The sequence below is a fragment of the Streptococcus oralis genome, assembly GCF_016127915.1.
Classification (GTDB): Bacteria; Bacillota; Bacilli; order Lactobacillales; family Streptococcaceae; genus Streptococcus; species Streptococcus oralis_BO.
This window is the reverse complement of the sequence record NZ_CP066059.1, coordinates 1,020,988-1,039,673: the sequence shown is the minus strand read 5'-3', so window position 1 is coordinate 1,039,673 and position 18,686 is coordinate 1,020,988. Positions and strand designations below refer to the sequence as shown.

At 42.3% G+C, this 18,686-nt stretch carries 20 protein-coding genes and 3 pseudogenes; 17 read left to right on the top strand and 6 right to left on the bottom strand.

What is annotated here, in order from left to right; all coding sequences use genetic code 11:
- Positions 1-91: 91 nt before the first annotated feature.
- From I6H78_RS05050 to I6H78_RS05005, 10 genes and pseudogenes are all read left to right on the top strand, one after another.
- Positions 92-1,258 (top strand): SIS domain-containing protein, encoded by a 1,167-nt coding sequence (locus tag I6H78_RS05050; RefSeq protein ID WP_198458994.1) that lies wholly within the window; start codon positions 92-94, stop codon positions 1,256-1,258.
- Between the two features lie 10 nt (positions 1,259-1,268).
- A complete protein-coding gene (gene lacD, locus I6H78_RS05045) occupies positions 1,269-2,264 on the top strand; it encodes a tagatose-bisphosphate aldolase (protein ID WP_198458993.1) in 996 nt (331 codons plus the stop codon).
- Positions 2,265-2,408: 144 nt separating this feature from the next.
- Positions 2,409-3,446 (top strand): aldose epimerase family protein, encoded by a 1,038-nt coding sequence (locus I6H78_RS05040; protein ID WP_198458992.1) that lies wholly within the window; start codon positions 2,409-2,411, stop codon positions 3,444-3,446.
- Between the two features lie 110 nt (positions 3,447-3,556).
- Positions 3,557-4,411: a VOC family protein gene (locus tag I6H78_RS05035; protein WP_198458991.1), complete on the top strand. Its 855-nt coding sequence runs from the start codon at positions 3,557-3,559 to the stop codon at positions 4,409-4,411.
- Between the two features lie 303 nt (positions 4,412-4,714).
- A complete protein-coding gene (locus tag I6H78_RS05030; protein WP_198458990.1) occupies positions 4,715-5,287 on the top strand; it encodes a hypothetical protein in 573 nt (190 codons plus the stop codon).
- A 1-nt stretch (position 5,288) separates the two neighbouring features.
- Positions 5,289-5,963, top strand: coding sequence for a hypothetical protein (locus I6H78_RS05025; RefSeq protein WP_198458989.1), 675 nt, complete (start codon positions 5,289-5,291; stop codon positions 5,961-5,963).
- Positions 5,964-6,067: 104 nt separating this feature from the next.
- A pseudogene (locus I6H78_RS05020) lies at positions 6,068-6,735 on the top strand (hypothetical protein).
- Positions 6,736-6,737: 2 nt separating this feature from the next.
- A complete protein-coding gene (locus I6H78_RS05015) occupies positions 6,738-7,400 on the top strand; it encodes a hypothetical protein (protein WP_198458987.1) in 663 nt (220 codons plus the stop codon).
- Between the two features lie 76 nt (positions 7,401-7,476).
- Positions 7,477-8,019, top strand: a complete 543-nt coding sequence (locus I6H78_RS05010) for a DUF3592 domain-containing protein (protein WP_198458986.1) — start codon at positions 7,477-7,479, stop codon at positions 8,017-8,019.
- Between the two features lie 206 nt (positions 8,020-8,225).
- Positions 8,226-8,483, top strand: coding sequence for a metal-sensitive transcriptional regulator (locus I6H78_RS05005; protein ID WP_002880547.1), 258 nt, complete (start codon positions 8,226-8,228; stop codon positions 8,481-8,483).
- Between the two features lie 220 nt (positions 8,484-8,703).
- On the opposite strand, the gene I6H78_RS05000 is transcribed toward I6H78_RS05005, so the two are convergent.
- From I6H78_RS05000 to I6H78_RS04995, 3 genes and pseudogenes are all read right to left on the bottom strand, one after another.
- Positions 8,704-9,000, bottom strand: a complete 297-nt coding sequence (locus I6H78_RS05000; RefSeq protein ID WP_061587441.1) for a rhodanese-like domain-containing protein — start codon at positions 8,998-9,000, stop codon at positions 8,704-8,706.
- Positions 8,975-9,319 (bottom strand): annotated as a pseudogene (locus I6H78_RS09385) (rhodanese-like domain-containing protein); the annotation flags it as partial. The gene I6H78_RS05000 and the pseudogene I6H78_RS09385, both read right to left, overlap by 26 nt.
- A gap of 9 nt (positions 9,320-9,328) precedes the next feature.
- Entirely contained in the window at positions 9,329-9,637 is a 309-nt protein-coding gene (locus I6H78_RS04995) for a rhodanese-like domain-containing protein (protein WP_000468871.1), read from the bottom strand.
- A 187-nt stretch (positions 9,638-9,824) separates the two neighbouring features.
- On the opposite strand from I6H78_RS04995, the gene I6H78_RS04990 reads away from it, so the two are divergent.
- Positions 9,825-10,388, top strand: a complete 564-nt coding sequence (locus I6H78_RS04990) for a sugar O-acetyltransferase (RefSeq protein ID WP_198458985.1) — start codon at positions 9,825-9,827, stop codon at positions 10,386-10,388.
- Positions 10,389-10,427: 39 nt separating this feature from the next.
- Here I6H78_RS04990 and I6H78_RS04985 read toward each other — a convergent pair whose 3' ends face one another.
- On the bottom strand, positions 10,428-11,111 hold the full coding sequence (locus tag I6H78_RS04985) for a DUF4956 domain-containing protein (protein WP_198458984.1): 684 nt from the start codon (positions 11,109-11,111) through the stop codon (positions 10,428-10,430).
- A complete protein-coding gene (locus I6H78_RS04980) occupies positions 11,104-11,880 on the bottom strand; it encodes a polyphosphate polymerase domain-containing protein (RefSeq protein WP_198458983.1) in 777 nt (258 codons plus the stop codon). Before I6H78_RS04980 ends, I6H78_RS04985 begins: the two co-directional genes overlap by 8 nt.
- Positions 11,881-12,080: 200 nt before the next feature.
- Here I6H78_RS04980 and I6H78_RS04975 point away from each other — a divergent pair, with 200 nt between their 5' ends.
- Positions 12,081-13,328 carry a carbohydrate-binding domain-containing protein gene (locus tag I6H78_RS04975; protein WP_198458982.1) on the top strand — a complete coding sequence of 416 codons (1,248 nt, stop codon included), beginning with the start codon at positions 12,081-12,083 and terminating at the stop codon, positions 13,326-13,328.
- Positions 13,329-13,389: 61 nt separating this feature from the next.
- On the opposite strand, the pseudogene I6H78_RS09450 reads toward I6H78_RS04975, so the two are convergent.
- Positions 13,390-13,524 (bottom strand): annotated as a pseudogene (locus tag I6H78_RS09450) (low temperature requirement protein A); the annotation flags it as partial.
- A gap of 228 nt (positions 13,525-13,752) precedes the next feature.
- On the opposite strand from I6H78_RS09450, the gene I6H78_RS04970 reads away from it, so the two are divergent.
- From I6H78_RS04970 to I6H78_RS04950, 5 genes are all read left to right on the top strand, one after another.
- A complete protein-coding gene (locus I6H78_RS04970; protein WP_070657289.1) occupies positions 13,753-14,469 on the top strand; it encodes an ABC transporter ATP-binding protein in 717 nt (238 codons plus the stop codon).
- Between the two features lies 1 nt (position 14,470).
- Positions 14,471-15,553, top strand: coding sequence for an ABC transporter permease (locus tag I6H78_RS04965; protein WP_198458981.1), 1,083 nt, complete (start codon positions 14,471-14,473; stop codon positions 15,551-15,553).
- A 39-nt stretch (positions 15,554-15,592) separates the two neighbouring features.
- Positions 15,593-16,216, top strand: coding sequence for a TetR/AcrR family transcriptional regulator (locus I6H78_RS04960; protein WP_198458980.1), 624 nt, complete (start codon positions 15,593-15,595; stop codon positions 16,214-16,216).
- A gap of 284 nt (positions 16,217-16,500) precedes the next feature.
- The gene (locus I6H78_RS04955; protein WP_198458979.1) at positions 16,501-17,265 is read left to right on the top strand and encodes a nucleoside phosphorylase; all 765 of its coding nucleotides are present in this window, start codon (positions 16,501-16,503) and stop codon (positions 17,263-17,265) included.
- A 33-nt stretch (positions 17,266-17,298) separates the two neighbouring features.
- Positions 17,299-18,678, top strand: a complete 1,380-nt coding sequence (locus I6H78_RS04950; protein ID WP_198458978.1) for a TrkH family potassium uptake protein — start codon at positions 17,299-17,301, stop codon at positions 18,676-18,678.
- Positions 18,679-18,686: the final 8 nt, after the last annotated feature.

Sequence of the window (18,686 nt, the reverse complement as noted above, 5' to 3'; positions counted from 1 at the left end):
ACAGCTTGTATAGAATATACATGGGAATGGGAGTAAATCCCATTCCCATATTTTCAATAGGAATGAAACAATAATAGATTAGAGGAACTCTATGCTAAATTACACAAAAGAAGAATTACTTGAACTGGGTGCAGAAATCACGACTCGTGAGATCTACCAACAGCCTGATGTATGGAAAGAGGCTTTTGAAGCCTATCAAGCAAAACGTGAAGAAATTGCAGCCTTCCTACAAGGAATCGCTGATAAGCATGACTATATCAAGGTCATCTTGACGGGTGCTGGTACTTCTGCTTATGTGGGAGATACCTTGGTGCCATATTTTAAGGAAGTCTATGACGAGCGCAAATGGAATTTCAATGCCATTGCGACAACTGATATTGTTGCCAATCCAGAAACTTATCTGAAAAAAGATGTGGCGACTGTCCTTGTTTCCTTTGCTCGTAGTGGGAATTCACCTGAAAGTGTGGCGACGGTTGATTTGGCTAAAGCCTTGGTTGATGACCTCTATCAAGTGACCATTACATGTGCTGCAGAAGGGAAATTGGCTCTTCAAGCCCATGGCGATGAGCGCAATCTTTTGCTCTTGCAACCAGCTGCTTCTAATGACGCTGGATTTGCCATGACTTCTAGCTTTACGTCTATGATGCTAACAGCTCTCTTGGTCTTTGATCCTACAGAATTTGCTGTGAAAGCTGAACGTTTTGAAGTTGTGTCTAGCCTTGCGCGTAAGATTCTAGACAATGCAGAAGATGTTAAAGAGCTTGTTGACCTAGACTTTAATCGTGTCATCTATTTGGGTGCAGGTCCTTTCTTCGGCCTTGCTCATGAAGCTCAGCTCAAGATTTTGGAATTAACAGCTGGTCAAGTGGCGACCATGTATGAAAGCCCAGTTGGCTTCCGTCACGGTCCAAAATCATTGATTAACGAAGATACAGTTGTTTTGGTATTTGGTACAACGACAGACTACACTCGCAAGTACGACTTGGACTTGGTTCGTGAAGTGGCTGGTGATCAGATTGCTCGTCGTGTCGTGCTCTTGAGTGATCAAGCCTTTGGTCTTGAAAATGTCAAAGAAGTAGCCCTTGGTTGTGGCGGTGTCTTGAACGATATTTACCGTGTCTTCCCTTACATCGTTTATGCCCAACTCTTTGCCCTATTGACTTCACTCAAGGTAGAAAATAAACCAGATACACCATCTCCTACTGGCACTGTAAACCGTGTGGTACAAGGTGTGATCATTCACGAATATCAAAAGTAAGGAAGTGTCTATGAGTAAATTACAATTAAGTCCTAATAAAGAAGCCTGCCTGCAAAAACTCTCTGATGAAAATGGAATCATCTCAGCTCTTGCCTTTGACCAACGTGGTGCTTTGAAACGCCTTATGGCTCAATACCAAACGGAAGAACCAACAGTTGCTCAAATGGAAGAACTTAAAGTCTTGGTTGCAGATGAATTGACAAAATACGCATCATCTATGCTCCTTGACCCTGAGTATGGTCTTCCAGCTACTAAAGCCCTTGATCCAAATGCTGGTCTTCTCCTTGCTTATGAGAAAACTGGTTACGATACAACAAGCACCAAACGTTTGCCTGACTGCTTGGATGTTTGGTCTGCAAAACGCATCAAGGAACAAGGCGCAGACGCTGTTAAGTTCTTGCTTTACTATGACGTAGACAGCTCTGACGAACTCAACCAAGAAAAACAAGCCTACATCGAACGTATCGGTTCTGAGTGTGTGGCGGAAGACATTCCATTCTTCCTTGAAATCTTGGCTTACGATGAAAAAATCGCTGACGCAGGTTCTGCAGAATACGCCAAAGTAAAACCACATAAAGTTATCGGTGCGATGAAGGTCTTCTCAGACCCACGTTTCAACATCGATGTCTTGAAAGTAGAAGTTCCAGTCAACGTTAAATATGTTGAAGGCTTTGGTGATGGTGAAATCGTTCATACACGTGAAGAAGCAGCAGCCTTCTTCAAAGCGCAAGATGAAGCGACTAACTTGCCATACATCTACTTGAGTGCAGGTGTGTCAGCTAAACTCTTCCAAGAAACACTTGTCTTTGCCCACGAATCAGGCGCAAACTTCAACGGCGTTCTTTGTGGCCGTGCTACATGGGCTGGATCCGTTGAAGCCTACATCAAAGACGGTGAGGCAGCAGCTCGTGAATGGCTTCGGACAACTGGATTTGAGAACATTGACGAACTTAACAAGGTTCTCCAAACCACAGCGACTTCATGGACTGAACGTGTAGAAGCATAAAACAAGTATAGAAGAACCCCCTTTTGTTAAGAAAATACTCAAGTTTTTCTGACAAAGGATTCTGAAAATAAAACTACAACTATAGATGGTGAGACACTCTCTATGGTTTGTTTACTTAAGAGAAATGGATCAAAGGAGAGAAGAATGAAAGCATACACAGAGCGTGTATTTGGAAATCATGAGGGCAAGGATGTCTTGGCCTATCGCTTTGAGACTGATGGTGGTTACCAGCTTGAAGTTATGACTTATGGTGCGACCATCTTGCGCTATGTCACACCTGACAAGGCTGGAAACTTTGCCAATGTGATCTTGGGCTTTGATGATTTTGATAGCTATGTAGGCAATAGTCCCAAGCATGGAGCAAGTGTAGGTCCTGTAGCGGGCCGTATTGCAGGTGCGACATTTGAGCTCAATGGGCAGACCTATGTTCTTGAAGTCAATAATGCTAGCAACTGTAACCACAGTGGTTCAACAGGTTGGGATGCGAGCTTATTTGAATTGACTGAGGTGAGCGACCATGGCTTGACCCTCTACACCGAGCGTACAGACGGGACAGGAGGATTTCCTGGCAATCTCAAGATCTGGATCAGCTACCACTTGGAAGAAACTGGTGCCTACGAAGTCAGCTATAAGGTGACGACAGATCAGGATACGCTTGTCAATCCGACAAATCATAGTTACTTCAACTTGTCTGGTGATTTCACGCAGACAGTTGACCGCCATGTCTTCCAGCTAAATACGGAGGGCATTTACCCAATCGCTCCAGACGGTGTTCCGGCTAAGACTCCAGATGCTACTCGTGATGTGGTGAAACACATCTACAATGGAGCTTTGTTGAAGGATATCTTTGCAGAGGAAGATGAGCAAATCCAGTTGGTATCTGGTTTGGATCACCCATTTGCTCTTCCTGCAGGTCATGACAATGCTGGTTTCCTTTATGACCAAAACTCAGGTCGTTTCCTGCTGTTCAAGACAGAGGCCCCTTGCTTTGTGGTCTACACAGCAAACTTTGTGGATGAGAGTGTCATCATCGGAGGCCAGCCAATGGTGCAACACAATGGGGTTGCCCTTGAAGCGCAGGCTTTACCAGATGCCATTCACAGCAACCTCAAAGACCAAGTCATTCTCAAAGCAGGGGAAACTTTCACCAGCAAAACTCGCTACGAGCTTGTTGTAAAATAAAAAGAAGAGCTGGTTTCCAGCTCTTTTGAGTTGTCTTCGTTGACATTTTATCTCAATAGTTTATAATTGATGTAATACATAAAGTTACAACAAATAAAAGGAGAAACCCTATGACTTATGCATACCAAAGCCACATTTATCTAGCAGAGGCGGTTTTAAATGTCAAGGATTTGACGAGTCAAACGGCTTTTTATCACCAGATTATTGGCTTGGAGATTTTATCCCAAACAGAGACAGAAGCGATTTTGGGACTTGGTCGAAAAGCCTTGGTTCACTTGATTCAGGCAGAAAAGGCTGGCGAAGTAAGGGAGCATTATGGGCTCTACCATCTGGCGATTTTGTTGCCGACGCGAAAAGCCTTGGCAGATGTCTTGAAACACCTAAGTGACTTGCGGATTCCTCTGGTCGGGGGTGCAGATCATGGATACAGTGAGGCTATTTATCTAGAGGATTTGGAAGGAAATGGCATTGAACTCTACCGTGATAAGCCAGTGTCTTCATGGGATATTCGAGAAGACGGTCGCATTATCGGTGTGACCGAAGCCCTTGCGGCACAGGACATCTATGAGTTAGGGGAAAAGGTGGATCCCTTTATCCTAGCTGAAGGGACGAGAATGGGGCATATCCATCTATCGGTGAAGGATAGTCGTGCGGCGAGCCAGTTTTATCAAAAAGTGTTAGGGCTAGAGGATAAATTTAGCATTCCTAGTGCTAGTTGGATAGCGGCTGGTCAGTACCATCACCACCTGGCTGTCAACGAATGGGCTGGAAAAGGGCTGGCTCCGCGTGAGCAAGGCTTGCCAGGCTTGGCCTACTACGTCCTTGAGGTCGAAAGAAAGGAAGAACTCTTGGACATCGTTCAGCAAGCACAAGAGCTAGAAGCACCGATCAAGTGGCTAAATTCGAGTGAGTTGGATTTGGTAGACCCAGATGGGATTGTGACCCGCATTCGCTTGGCACGATGAGATGTGAAAAACACATCATAGACATAGGAAAAGGCGGATAAGCTCGCATTCTGTTTTTAGAATGCGGACTTGTCCGCTTTTTTATGAAATGACGAAAGCTTTCTTGGCTCTGGCAAAGGCATTGGTCGGGGATATTTTCCCTTTTCTAGGGGTTCATGCTATAATACTAATAAACTTTTCTTTCTCTAGGAAGGTAAACACCCAAAATCGGCTAGACTGCTGGCAATCGTTGTCACGATGCTTTTAAGAGAAAGTAGAACTTTGTTTGAACATCCGTATTGAGTTTAGGAGACGAGAAATAAGATGGACACAAGTGTAAAAAATTTAATTAGTATGGGCCCTCTGGAGGACTCTTTTATCTATTATGATTTGGGGAATCAAGTATTCTACAGTGCAAAACAAGGCATGAATTATTCAGCCATAGCAGCCCCTATTGCAATCTATTCCTTGCAACGGCTGTCAAAGTTGCTCAACCAAACCTTTGGAGATGTCTCCTCCCCTTTCAATTTGATCTTTTTTATCTTGATGTCTCTGTTTTTGATTTTCGGGACCATTCTCCTTGCCAAATCTACCCGACGCAACATGAAGACAGATAGATTTAGAAAAGTCCGGCTCACAAAAGCCAATATCAAAACACTTAGGAGAAAATCTAGATGGACTGTCCTAGTTGAGATTTTTTGTTTCCTCATGATTGTGTTTTCCATCTATCGCTATTTTAGCTACTCCGATTTTCAGTTCTTGATTATTTATATGTTAGGGATATTTTCGCTTGTTTATATGATCTATGAATTTCGGATGAAAACACGCAAACGACTGTTCAAGGAGCTGATGGAGACATTACAGGACGGTAGCCGAGGGAAAGAGGGCGAATTATAAGATGAGAAAAATAATCTTTATTGGACAGAGCGGTGATAAGGCCGTTTACTATAACACGCGAACGAGAGAAGCTCTTGTAGCAGATAAGAGCGCCTTGTTAAATACAGAAGGAGCTAGGAAGACCAATAAGGCTATTATTCCTTTGATATTACTTTTTGCGTTATTTGGTGGAGGTGTTGGACTTGCTATTTTTTCCTTTACTTCTCCATTTAGATTAAACGAGAGGATGATTCCAATCATTTTACTAGCCATATTTTTAGTTTTTGTTGGAAGTATTTATATGTTGGAAAAAGCATTGTATAAAAATGTTCGTTCCACAGTTTTGGCAAACGAAGAACAATTTAAAGTTGCAGTGAATGGAAATTTACTTTGGGAAGGATTTTCCGATAAGAAAGCAACATTAGGTAAAATTTTCTTTTTCTCGTTTGTTATCTTGGTTCTTCTGTTTTGTTTAGGAATTGTAAGTTTATTTGGAATACCAGGAATGCTTATTCCTTATTATAACCATGAGTGGTTTGATCTTTCATTATTATTTTCACCAGTGGCAGGGGTACTTCCAGCAGTGGTCGTAATTGCTCTATTCCAAAACAACCCTATCCGCTGGATGTTGGCTGTACAAAAGTATGAACAAGGGAAAGTGATTTTTAGGGAAGAGAAGGACTATAAACACGAGTGAAACACTATTACCATTACCAGTGGTTGATGATGTTTCATCAACGACCTATGATAAAAATTGAAGTTTCTGATTGTAGTGATTGGTGGAAACTGTGGTGATTTTATATGAGAAAAATAATTTTTATTGGACAGAGCGGTGATAAGGCCGTTTACTATAACACGAGAACAAAAGAGGCTCTGGTAGCCGATAAGAGTGTTTTGTTAAATACGGAAGGGGCTAGGAAGTCTAATAGGGCCATTATTCCTTTGATGTTGGTTTTCATTTTCTTAGGTTTAATAGGGGGAATGGTCGCTATACCAGCTTTTTCCGGTTTTCGATATAACAGCTGGATGGTTCCGCCTTATATCGTTGCCCAATTCTTTGTCTGCTTTGGCTTTATATGGATGATGGAAGAGGCCTTGTATAAAGAGGTGAAACAGGTTCAAGGGGCAAGTTCTCAACAGTTTGCGAAAGCCGTTTATTCAAATCTGCTTTGGGAAAATTTTAGTAAGAAAAAAGCGACGTTTGGGAAGATGATAGTTTTTCTAATAATACAGTTAGTAATTCTATTTTTAGCATTTATAGGAATTGCTACCATACCAAATATTGTAAATTCATTTATAAGGCAGGAGAAATTTGATGCACAAATTTTATTTTCATTATTGATAGGTCTTTTTCCTGCCTTGTTGTACCTTTTCTTATTCCAAAACAATCCTATCCGCTGGCTCTTAGCTGTGCGGAAGTATGAGCAGGGAAAGTGATATTTAGGGAAGAAGTAGAAAAGAGAGGCTGATAATGTCACAAGAGAGATATTTGCAGATCAAAAAAGAGCATCAAGTTCGTAAGTTTGTGGGGCGTTTCCTCTTCATTCTTCTCGCTATACTCGATGTTCTACTGGTATCAAGTCATTCCAATTATGTCCCGCTTATAACGGTGGCTATGGTAACGATTGTGCCTTTTAATCATTTTCTACTTGGTCCTCTTAGGAGACAGAAAAAAACCATAGAAAAAGAGCATCCAGAATGGAAAATACTCAGCACACAGGGAGTAAGGGTTCCCTCGGCTGAAGCCAATAAAAGAACCTTGGCTGGTATTGGGATCTTGATGGCCTTGCTGCTGTCTTTTGGGCTATTCTATAAACCTGTAAAACAGCCGAACGACCAAGTAAACAAGCCGCCTAAGCTTGATTCTAAAGCGCCTGAAACGTCCAAGTCTTCTGAGTCTGAGTCGTCCAGTTCCTATAAGACCAAAGAATCCAGTTCCTCAGAGTCGAAATCCTCGTCTTCGACTGAACAAAATTCTAAAACCGAAAGTTCAGGAACAAAACCGTCAAAAAGCGAATCCAATAATCCTTATTACCAGATTCCAGGACTTACTGACGAACAGGTGAGAGATATCATATCGAAATCTGTAAAAGATTTGAGAGAAAAACAGTCAAAAGAAAAATCTGAAGAGTAGACTCGAGGACATCGATGTCCTTTTTGGATGAGTTAGTTTTGAGATTTTACTGTATAGAATAACAGGAGGAGTTCATATGACTAAAGAAGTGATTGGTTTGATAGTTGGGACAATCGTCATCTTCCTATCTTTAGTATTTGTGTGTGGGACCTTTCTTTTCCTCTATCTTCGAGATCAGAGGTTGGTTCGCCTTGCCAAGTCATCCGTTCCTGGAACGGTTATCGGCTATAGCCGTTTTCGTGAGGGGTATTCACCTATCGTCGAATACACGGTGGATGGGATTGCTTATAAGAAAACCTTGCAGTATTTTATGTTCAAAACGGTCACAATTCCGTGGGGGACTACTAAATTTTTAAAGGACTATACAAGAGAAGATATGCTGGCGCCTTCGATCACTCGCTATAGCAACTCCTTTGTTTCCTTCAAACGCTTGATGCAGACCCATTTCCCCCTTCATTCGGAGCTGACAGTCTGGTATGATCCAGACAAGCCGAACAGGGCCTATGTCGAACGTTATAGCGGAATGGACAAGTTTTATAAGTGGTTTGGTATCGGATTTGGGCTGGCTCTAGTTCTAGTCTATGGGATAGTGATCCTAGCCTTTTTGTCCAAGTTATAAGTCATAAAAGTCAGTTGGTTAATAGGAAATTTTATTTCCCATCGAGTTTCAAGGAGGACAGAGTTTCTTTTCCATTTTCATGCTCACCAATCTTTTCTGTCTGATCCAGAGGAAAGGTTTCCACCCACAAATACAGACAGGAAGTGAATTTTGACAAAGCCCCTTATTCGAGATATAATGAAGAAAAAGTGACCAAGGATAAATCAATGACAAACTCAAAGTATATAACACGTCTGAAACGTTCAGAGGGCCAGTTGCGTGGAATTCAAAAGATGATTGAAGAAGATCGTGACTGCGCAGATATTGTTACGCAGTTGACAGCAGTGAAATCTAGCGTTGAGCGCGTGATTGAGATGATCATTACTGAAAATCTCACTGACTGTATCAACCAACCACTAGACGACCCCGAGGCTCAAAAGGAACGCCTAGAAAAGGCCATCCGATACCTGATTAAACGGAAGTAAACTAATTTGCTATTGATAAACAATGCAGACAAAGGCATTTAAGTCTATTTCGATAAAGAAATCATGTCGGACAAACGGATGAGTTCCCCCAATACCAATGAGAAAACCTTTTTTTAGATACCATCAATTTGCTTCTTTTTAGATGCGACGGGCTACGAGCCCTATATCATTGGGTTGCAGAAATGAAAAAACCGATTAAGGAACTTAATCGGTTTTTTGCTTATTTTACTTGACCGGGCCAAGCATTCATACCACCTTCAACATTGATAACGGTGAGGCCTTGGGCGCTTAGAAATTCACAAGCAGATGCGGAGCGTACTCCACCTTGACAGATGACATGGTATTCCTGGTCAGGTTTGAGTTCTTTGTAACCTTGCTCCAAGGTACTTAACGGAAGATTTTTGGCACCTGGTGCATGTCCTGCTTGGAATTCATGCACTTCACGTACATCGATAAGATTTAGATTTTCATTTAGGTATTTTTCATAAAAGTCAGCCATGCTGATACTCGTTTCCATATTTGACTCCTTCTGGATTAGCCATTTTATATTGTGAATAAGCGTCGTCAAGGTTTTGGATGGCAATTCCTGCCGCTGGAGGATACGCTCTGTGATCTAGCTACGCAAAACGCTGATGCAGGCGTCTGGTTCATCCAAGTTCTCCCATAATTTGTTTAGGGGGATATGAATGGTATCGACCTTGGGTCGCCCCCCTGAAATTCGCCACTTATCCGTACATCTAGGGATTTTGGCCCTTAGTCAGATCGTCTTCGAGCGGACACCATTGGATATTGTCGCTTAGACCTTCGATAAGGTTCAAGGCTGCGCAGCCAATTATTTTATGCTTCTAGATGACCTTGCCTGTCCAAGCGCTCATACCGCCTCGGACATTGATGACATCGTAGCCTTTTTTCTTTAGCTTCTTCGCAGCTAGTTTGCTTCGCACACCAGAATGACAAATGACATAAAGTGTTTCTTTTGTCGCAGGTGTGTAAGAACCGATTTCCGTTAAAGGAACATTTTTGGCATTTTTGATATGACCTCTACGGAATTCCATAGGCGTCCGAACATCTAGTAGCTGAATTGGTTCTCTGAGTTTAGCTTCTAACTCGCTGGTAGAAATACTGTCAATTTTTGTAAATAATAAGTGAAACATAGGCACCTCCAAATATACCCTTATGGGGTATATTAAACCATGAAGTCAAGCTTTTGTCAAGTAAGTTGTTTTGAGTTAGGATGGGGAATGGTTTCGAGAGTCTAGAAAGAAGTCCTAGACCGGCTTATTCTTGACCTTTCAAAGTCTTTTTGATATGATGGCCTCAAACTAATTGTGAGGTGATAAGATGACCAGTGAATACCAGAAAATGATAGCGGGAGAACCCTATCATCCCTTTGATCCCGAGTTGCGGGCCTTGGCTCAGACAGCACGTCAGAAGCAGGCGGATTTCAACCAGGAGTTAGATCCCTTGAAAGGGGCGGAGATGATCAAGACTTGGTTTGGCTCAACTGGGCAAAATCTTTATATCAATCCACGCTTGGTGGTCGATTATGGAGTCAATATACATCTAGGGGAAAATTTTTATTCTAATTGGAATTTGACCATGCTGGATGTTTGTCCGATTCGCATCGGAGACAACGCCATGCTTGGCCCCAACTGTCAGTTTTTAACCCCACTCCATCCACTGGATCCGGATGAACGCAATTCAGGTGTCGAATATGGCAAGCCCATCACCATTGGAGATAATTTCTGGGCTGGAGGTGGCGTCATTGTCCTTCCTGGAGTGACACTGGGCAATAACGTCGTCGCTGGAGCAGGGGCCGTGATTACCAAGTCCTTTGGAGACAATGTCGTCCTAGCTGGCAATCCTGCGCGTGTTATCAAGGAAATCCCAGTAAAAGAAAACTAAAAAGAACAGCCCAAGCTGTTCTTTTTATGAGTTTAATTCTTATAAATTTTTCTTCTTTTTGGCTTTTTTAGTCAAGGAAACATCGCACTGGGAAATCTTGCTTGTCAGGTAGCTCGTCAGTTGAAAGTCGTCTACTTGAGGATTGAGATCGACTTCGTAGACGGTTTGCAAGGATTTACCAGAGTTGCTGGTATCTACTGAGATAAGGTCAGACTCGGTGCAAAATTGATCCAGCGCGATCTGAATAGTATCTAGGCGGTCTTCTTTATTGGGAAGTGTGATGGTTAAGAGTCTACGACGTTGGTGATTGCTCTTGCTCTGTTGTTTTTCCAAAAGGAGCCAAATACCTAGGATAAAGACCGTGAAGAGAACGGCTAAGAGAAGGTAGCCTGTCCCTGCCGCCAGACCGATGATCATGGCTAGAAAGATAGCGATTAGCTCTCGAGAGCCACTCGTGGCAGAACGGAAACGAATGAGACTAAAGGTCCCTGCTACTGCAATCGACGTTCCGAGACTGCCATTGACGAGGAAGATGACCAGCGTCATCAAACAAGGTAAAAGGGTCAAACTGATGACAAATTCCCGTGTGTAAAGAGTCCGCTGCTTGTAGGCCCAGCTGAGTGCTAGTCCTAGAAAAAGGCTGATGACAAGGGCGAGTAGGAGTTGGAGGGGGTCAGCAGTGGCGGTTGCGTCGTTGAAAATAGAGTTAAAAAGGTTAGACATAAGCATTACCTACACTTTCTCCGATAGGTTGTGGGGCATAGGCTAGTCCTTGTGATTTATGGTAGGCGCAGGAGTATTTTGAAAATTTTTGCTCTACCAGACCATACTTATCAAGGATATCCTGTAGCCATTGCGGTTTGTCACCAGGCGCTTTGATTTCCATGATGACCAGGTCGTCTTCTAAGAGAGGCAGGCCTTTTTTGTCAGCAAATAGGCAGATCTGTTTATCACGATAGGTCAAGTTTTGGTCAAGAGTAACACGAATTTTCTGGTAGGGGAATCCTTGGATTTTCTTTTTTTCTTTTAGTGAAAAACGGTCATAAGAGATATAGATACGTGGTTTGAGAGCCTTGCTGTAACGTTGACGTAGCTTTTGAACCTCTGCTACCAGAAAGCTATCTTTGATCAGGTGTCCTCCCCAACCCTTGGTGATGAGCTGGGTTATGGTATCTGACTGGGATAGGACGCGGTGCTTGTGACCGATACCGGCTTCGTCTTTGGACTTGATTTCTAGAAAGACGGGGCTGTCAGCGTTTGGCTGTGCGAGATAGGTCCGCATACGGATTTTTTCCTTCTTATGCTGATCCTGCAAGGAGTCTTGGATGAGCTGAAAATCTTCTGTGTCAAAGTAGATATTGGAAATAGTCGAAGTCGGATAGTCGTCCTCGATGAGGTAGTCTTTCAAATCTTCTATTAAATCGTGTAGGTCTGTTTTAGAAACCATGTACTTGGTTTCGATCCGTTCAAAGCTTGTTTCTAGGGGTTTCATAAGTCTTTCTCCTTCAGATAAATCATAGATTAAACAAGGTAAACTTGCTTGGAACAAGTCTAGAGGACATTTCTAAAAGTTTTATTAAGCGAAACTTAACTGAAACTGAATTTAAGGAAACTTTCAGAAAAGTTTTAGTTTTGTTTCAGGAATCTTCTGTAGACTGTCTAGCTATATCATACGAAGGAGAGGAAAAAGCTATGAAATCAAAGAAATGGACCCTACTCGCAACGAGTTTAACGGCAATGGTGCTGATGGCAGCATGTGCCCAGTCAACAACTACATCCAATGCTAATGCAACGACTAATAGTGCCACAACAACTGCAACAAAGACAAACCAATCTTCCTATTTTACAGAGAAGGACAATGATACTTCTTATGACGAAAGCACAGCTTCTAAGATTGAGTTATCTGGCTCATCAGCAAACGTCTCTGGAGATGGGGTGACAGTCTCTGAATCAACAGTGACCATCACAAAATCTGGAACCTATGTGATTTCAGGTCAGTCTGACGGAGTGCAGATCAAGGTCGAGGCAGATAAGTCTGCAGATGTTCACCTAGTCCTAAAAGGTGCAAGTATGACCAATACAGATGCAGCAATTTCAGCGACATCAGCCGGTCATGTCTACCTAACTCTAGCAGAGGGAACTACCAACAGTCTCTCTGACTCAAGCTCTAACAGCGACGAAAATGCAGACGCAGCTCTCTTTTCTAAGGTAGATTTGACCATCAACGGGAAAGGAACTCTCAATGTAGATGGCAAGAAGAACAATGGTATCAAGGCCAATGACACCCTCCATATCACGGGTGGAACCTATAACATCACAGCAGTTGGCGATGCCTTTAATGTTAATGATGAACTCAACATCACTGGTACGACTATGACCATCGATGCCAAAGAAGATGGCGTAAAGGTGGACAATGACGAGGATACTTCAGTCGGAACCATGTACCTATCCAACAACAATATCACAGTCACAGCAGGAGATGATGGAATTCACGCTTCTGGTAACCTAGTGATTGATAGCGGTACCTATACCGTCAAGAATTCAACAGAAGGGATAGAAGGAAAATCCATCACCATAAACGACGGCGATATAAATGTCTATGCGACAGATGATGGTGTCAATGCGGCTAACAAAAATGCTCAACAAAGTGAGATTTTCTTTACCATGAACGGTGGGAACCTGACAGTAGAAGTTGGTCAAGGGGATACAGACCCAATCGACTCAAACGGGGATATCACGGTTACAGGTGGAACCATTAAAATGATTGGTCAAACAGGTTTTGACTTTGATGGAACAGCGACCTACACAGGCGGGGATATCTATCTCAACGGCGAAAAACAAACGGAAATCGTCAACTCTATGCCTGGAGGCGGTGGACCAAATGAAGGCCCTCAAGGAAATGGTGGTCCTGGCGGTCCAGCCCCTGGCGGACGAGGATAAAAAAGAATCTCCTTTCTCGAAAGAGAAGGGAGAGTTTTTATGTTTGAGAGATGGATTATAGCTAAAACAACTCCCAATTAGGTCTTGAAAATTTCTTAGTCTGTTTCATATAAAAATGAGTAAAATGAATTTCCATCGCCAAGGTCATTAGAGTTGCGATAGCAATGACGATGGTAGGATTGGCTGAGAAAAGCAGAGGAAGAATAGGCCTTTAAAAAGTGGACAGGAAAGACCATTTCAGAGTATCGAAAAGAGATTTAGAAACAGCTCTAAAAGCAATAGCTATCCATTATAAGCATCAGATAATAATATCTGGTGCTTTATTTTTAAAAAAATTCAGATTTTTTCTTGACAAGTGAGTGATTGCTCACTATAATAGGTTTATATTTAGTAAGTGAGTAATCGCTCACCAAGGAGAAAGTAAATGAAAACATTACTACATTTACAAGATTTAGTAAAATCTTTTGACCATCAAATAGTTCTGAATCATGTCAGCTTTGAATTGCAGCCAGGAGAAATTATAGGATTAATTGGTCCGTCTGGTGCTGGTAAATCAACTATGATTAAGACTACGTTAGGAATGGAAAAGGCTGATGGAGGCGTAGCTTTAGTGTTAAATCACACTATGCCCAATCGCCATATTTTAGGAGATATTGGCTATATGGCCCAATCAGATGCTTTATACGAGTCCTTGTCAGGCCAAGAAAATCTGGAATTTTTTGGTCAGCTAAAGGGGCTTTCTAAAAAAGACCTAAAGGCGGAAATTGCTCATATAGCTCAAGTAGTAGATCTGACAGACTACTTAAACAAGGCGGTATCTGGTTATTCTGGAGGAATGAAACGGCGTTTGTCTCTTGCTATCGCGCTGTTAGGAAATCCTCAACTCTTGATTTTGGACGAACCGACAGTTGGAATCGACCCTTCTCTTCGAAAGAAAATCTGGAAAGAATTATTCGCGCTTAGAGACAATGGGGTAGGGATATTAGTTACTACCCATGTTATGGATGAAGCAGAGTTGACGGATAAGGTCGGCTTATTATTAGGCGGAAAAATCATTGCTTTTGATACACCGCAACACTTAAAAGAAAGTTATCAAGTTTCAAGTATTGAAGAAGTATTTTTAAAAGCAGAAGGTGAGTAAAATGAGAACAATAGCGATTGCAAAAAAAGTCATCAAAGAATTACTTCGTGACAAACGAACTCTAGCCCTGATGTTTATAGCACCTGTTTTTATCATGTGGTTGATGAACCTCATGTTTTCAGCTAGTACAACCGTGAATGTCAAGTTGGCAACACAAGATCTACCAACTGGTTTGGTAATGAAAATGGATGAGCTCGATCATGTAGACGTCGAGACTTATCAAGGCTTAGATCAAGCCAAAGAAGCGCTAGCAAATGAAAAAGTCGATGCTGTGATTTCTTATAAAAACGGTGAGTACCAGGTCGACTACGCAAACACAGACGCCTCCAAAACATCTATGATACGACAAGTGTTACGAACGAGTATCGCCAGTGAAGGCACCGATCAGTTAGTATCTCGTGTTAAACAAGCTCTTCCACAATTGGACTCGGACGCAAAAACACCAGTAATCAAGGAGTCTTACCAGTATGGAGATGAAAATACAAGCTTCTTTACCAGTATGATTCCGGTTTTGATAGGTTTTGTAGTTTTCTTCTTTGTCTTTTTGATTTCAGGTATGGCGCTTTTGAAAGAGCGCACCAGTGGAACACTAGAACGTTTGTTAGCAACACCAGTGAAACGATCTGAAATTGTCTATGGCTATATGTTGTCTTACGGTATTATTGCGATTTTTCAAACGGCAGTTGTCGTCTTAGCAGCAATTTGGCTACTAGATGTAGAAGTTGTAGGAAATATTTTAAATGTTATAATAGTTAATGTGGTACTGGCTCTTGTAGCACTAGCTTTTGGAATTCTCTTGTCTACTCTAGCAAAATCAGAATTCCAAATGATGCAATTTATTCCTCTCGTGATTATGCCTCAACTCTTTTTCTCAGGGATTATTCCATTGTCATCCATGGGAGAGTGGGCTCCAACTGTGGGGAAATTTTTGCCATTAACCTATTCTGGTGATGCAATAAGCCAGATTATTCTTTACGGACACAATCTTGGTGATATTTTGCCAAATCTTGGTGTTTTAATGATTTTCTTGATTATTTTAACAATTCTCAATATTGTTGGATTGCGTCGTTATCGTAAAGTTTAGAAATCAACATAAATAATGCTAAAAAGGTGTGAAGATTAGATGGATAAGACTGTTTTTGAATCGTTTGAAGATTACTTAGAAGAAGCGAATTACCCTCAAGGAAAGAAAAAAATCATGCAGGCAGCAGTGGATCTCATATCAACTAGGAGTTACCATGGGACCTCAACTCTTCACATAGCTGAGCGTGCTGGACTAAGCCAGGCAACTTTGTTTAAGTATTTTAAGACGAAGGATGATCTACTGACGGCTATTTTACATCCTGTAGTCCCAAGCATTTTCGGTAGTTTTTTTGAGGAACTCTTAGCTTTTGAAACGACAGAAGAGAGGGTTCGTTATCTCGTCCACGATCGTATGAGCTATCTCAAAAAAAATCGTGCTTTGATGAAAATCATTCTGCAGGAGAGTTTTTCAAATAAAAAACTAAAAAATGAACAGATTTTTATCTGGAATGCTATTCAAGATAAACTTCGAGTGCTTCATAAAGAATTGCTGGCAGATCCACGTGTAAATCCAGAGATAACGATTCCTCAAATGGTTCGTATTTGTGTTGGTCCATTGTTTGCTTACTTCGCTCAGCTTTATGTCGTTAGCGACAATGGAGAAATAAAAGAAGAAGACCTAGACTTATTAGAAAAACAGATTTTAGGTGGTTTGTGGAAATAGAGTAGGCCTAGACAAAATGGAGGCTAGATTCTATTGGTTTGGCTTCTTGTACAAGATAATATAAAAGGGTATACATTACCTGATGCAGATTCGTGCTTTTTTATTATTGAATTTGGTATTTTGGTGATAGTCCTCAATCACTTTACTAAAACAGAAACCGACCTCTCCAGCAGAGCAACGATTTCTTAAATGTATGGAAGAGGAGTTTTCTGGCTTGCTAAAGACAACTCCTTGACACTTCGTCAGCTTTTGATACAATAGTACAAAATTAGAGGAGGTGGGCTATGATTCAGAAGCATGCGATTCCCATTTTAGAGTTTGATGATAATCCCCAGGCGGTCCTTATGCCAACACATGAGGGGCTGGATTTAAAGTTGCCAAAGAAGTGCATCTATGCGTTTTTGGAGGAAGCGATTGACCTCTACGCTCAGGAAGTAGGAGCGGATTGTGTTGGTGAGTTCGTTTCTGCCACCAAGACTTATCCAGTCTACGTCCTCAACTACAAGGGCGAGGAGATTTGTCTGGCCCAGGCGCCCGTAGGTTCTGCCCCAGCGGCCCAGTTTATGGATTGGTTGATTGGTTATGGTGTGGAGCAAATCATTTCCACTGGAACCTGTGGCGTCCTAGCTGATATAGAGGAGAATGCCTTTCTCGTCCCTGTTCGCGCTCTGCGAGATGAGGGGACCAGCTACCACTATGTAGCGCCTTCTCGTTATATGGAGATGCAGATTGAGGCTATCTCTGCCATTGAGCAAATCTTGGAGCAAAGAGGCATTCCTTATGAGGAAGTTATGACCTGGACGACAGATGGTTTTTACCGAGAGACGGCTGAAAAGGTTGCCTATCGTAAGGAAGAAGGTTGTGCTGTTGTGGAGATGGAGTGCTCGGCTCTAGCGGCAGTAGCTCAGCTACGTGGAGTTGTCTGGGGGGAATTGCTCTTTACCGCAGATTCCTTAGCAGATTTAGACAACTACGACAGTCGTGACTGGGGCTCAGAAGCTTTTGATAAGGCACTCGAACTCTGTCTTGCCATTGTGCACCACATGTGAGTGTTCTGACTGTTTTTATGGTAGAATGTAGCTATGTTATTCAAATCATTTTTGGAAAAAATCAAGACGATACTGGGACGCTTGTCGCCAGCCCGTCGCATCTTTTTAAGTTTTGCCCTAGTGATCTTCTTAGGCTCGCTTCTTTTAAGCCTCCCCTTTGTGCAAGCAGGAACGTCACAAGCGACCTACTTTGACCATCTCTTTACGACTGTGTCTATGGTCTGTGTGACAGGGCTCTTTACCCAGCCAGTGGCGTCTACTTACAATATCTGGGGCCAGTTGATCTGTATGATCTTGATCCAGATTGGTGGTTTGGGGCTCATGACCTTTATCGGAATCTTTTACATCCAAGGCAAGCAAAAGCTCAGTCTTCGTGGCCGTGAGACTATTCAAGAAAGTTTTGCTTATGGAGAAACCCAGTCTCTAAAGGACTTCATCCGATCGATCTTTCTGACGACTTTTCTGGTGGAAGGAATTGGTGCCTTTCTCTTGAGTTTTCGCTTTATTCCTGAATTTGGCTGGGGCCGAGGGGTGTTAACCTCTATCTTTTTGGCTATTTCAGCCTTCTGTAATGCTGGATTTGATAATTTTGGAAGTACGAGTTTGGTAGCTTTTCAAACGGACCCCTTGATCAATCTAGTGATTGCAGGTTTGATTATCACGGGTGGTCTAGGATTTATGGTCTGGTTTGACCTAGCGACCCAGTTTGGGAAAAAGAAAAAACGCCGCCTGCGTTTCCATACCAAGTTGGTTCTCTTTTTAACGGCGGGAATTCTGCTCTTTGGAACCGTATCGACTTTGTTCATCGAGTGGAACAATCCTGGAACGATTGGAAATCTCAGCGCTCCAGAGAAAGTGCTGGTTAGCTTTTTCCAAACAGTTAGTATGAGAACGGCAGGTTTTGCTTCCATTGACTACACCCAGGCTCGACCAGTTACCTTGTTCATCTATATCCTACAGATGTTTCTGGGCGGAGCGCCTGGAGGGACAGCAGGGGGGCTCAAGATTACGACCTTCTTTGTCTTGTTGGTCTTTGCTCGTAGCGAACTATTGGGCTTGCCTCATGCCAATGTGGCTCGGAGGACCATTGAACCCCGAACTGTGCAAAAATCTTTCAGTGTCTTTATTATCTTCTTGCTAACATTCTTGCTGGGCTTGATCCTGCTAGGAATAACAGCAGAGGGAAATCCGCGCTTTATCTACCTCATGTTTGAGACCATTTCAGCCCTTGCGACAGTTGGGGTGACGGCAAATTTAACACCAGAGCTAGGCCAGATAGCCCTCAGCATCGTTATGTTATTGATGTTTATCGGCCGTATTGGTCCCTTGACACTACTGGTCAGTGTAGCAGAATACCAGCCAGACAAGAAAGATACGATTCACTATATGAAAGCAGATATCACTATCGGATAAGAAAGGAA

Coding starts and splice junctions, on each gene's coding strand:
- I6H78_RS05005 (WP_002880547.1), top strand. CDS start 8,226: ATGACAAACTCAAAGTATATAACACGTCTGAAACGTTCAGAGGGCCAG.
- I6H78_RS05040 (WP_198458992.1), top strand. CDS start 2,409: ATGAAAGCATACACAGAGCGTGTATTTGGAAATCATGAGGGCAAGGAT.
- I6H78_RS04965 (WP_198458981.1), top strand. CDS start 14,471: ATGAGAACAATAGCGATTGCAAAAAAAGTCATCAAAGAATTACTTCGT.
- I6H78_RS05025 (WP_198458989.1), top strand. CDS start 5,289: ATGAGAAAAATAATCTTTATTGGACAGAGCGGTGATAAGGCCGTTTAC.
- I6H78_RS04995 (WP_000468871.1), bottom strand. CDS start 9,637: ATGTTTCACTTATTATTTACAAAAATTGACAGTATTTCTACCAGCGAG.
- I6H78_RS04960 (WP_198458980.1), top strand. CDS start 15,593: ATGGATAAGACTGTTTTTGAATCGTTTGAAGATTACTTAGAAGAAGCG.
- I6H78_RS04990 (WP_198458985.1), top strand. CDS start 9,825: ATGACCAGTGAATACCAGAAAATGATAGCGGGAGAACCCTATCATCCC.
- I6H78_RS04985 (WP_198458984.1), bottom strand. CDS start 11,111: ATGTCTAACCTTTTTAACTCTATTTTCAACGACGCAACCGCCACTGCT.
- I6H78_RS04980 (WP_198458983.1), bottom strand. CDS start 11,880: ATGAAACCCCTAGAAACAAGCTTTGAACGGATCGAAACCAAGTACATG.
- I6H78_RS05035 (WP_198458991.1), top strand. CDS start 3,557: ATGACTTATGCATACCAAAGCCACATTTATCTAGCAGAGGCGGTTTTA.
- I6H78_RS04955 (WP_198458979.1), top strand. CDS start 16,501: ATGATTCAGAAGCATGCGATTCCCATTTTAGAGTTTGATGATAATCCC.
- I6H78_RS04975 (WP_198458982.1), top strand. CDS start 12,081: ATGAAATCAAAGAAATGGACCCTACTCGCAACGAGTTTAACGGCAATG.
- I6H78_RS05030 (WP_198458990.1), top strand. CDS start 4,715: ATGGACACAAGTGTAAAAAATTTAATTAGTATGGGCCCTCTGGAGGAC.
- I6H78_RS05010 (WP_198458986.1), top strand. CDS start 7,477: ATGACTAAAGAAGTGATTGGTTTGATAGTTGGGACAATCGTCATCTTC.
- I6H78_RS04950 (WP_198458978.1), top strand. CDS start 17,299: ATGTTATTCAAATCATTTTTGGAAAAAATCAAGACGATACTGGGACGC.
- I6H78_RS05050 (WP_198458994.1), top strand. CDS start 92: ATGCTAAATTACACAAAAGAAGAATTACTTGAACTGGGTGCAGAAATC.
- I6H78_RS05015 (WP_198458987.1), top strand. CDS start 6,738: ATGTCACAAGAGAGATATTTGCAGATCAAAAAAGAGCATCAAGTTCGT.
- lacD (WP_198458993.1), top strand. CDS start 1,269: ATGAGTAAATTACAATTAAGTCCTAATAAAGAAGCCTGCCTGCAAAAA.
- I6H78_RS05000 (WP_061587441.1), bottom strand. CDS start 9,000: ATGGAAACGAGTATCAGCATGGCTGACTTTTATGAAAAATACCTAAAT.
- I6H78_RS04970 (WP_070657289.1), top strand. CDS start 13,753: ATGAAAACATTACTACATTTACAAGATTTAGTAAAATCTTTTGACCAT.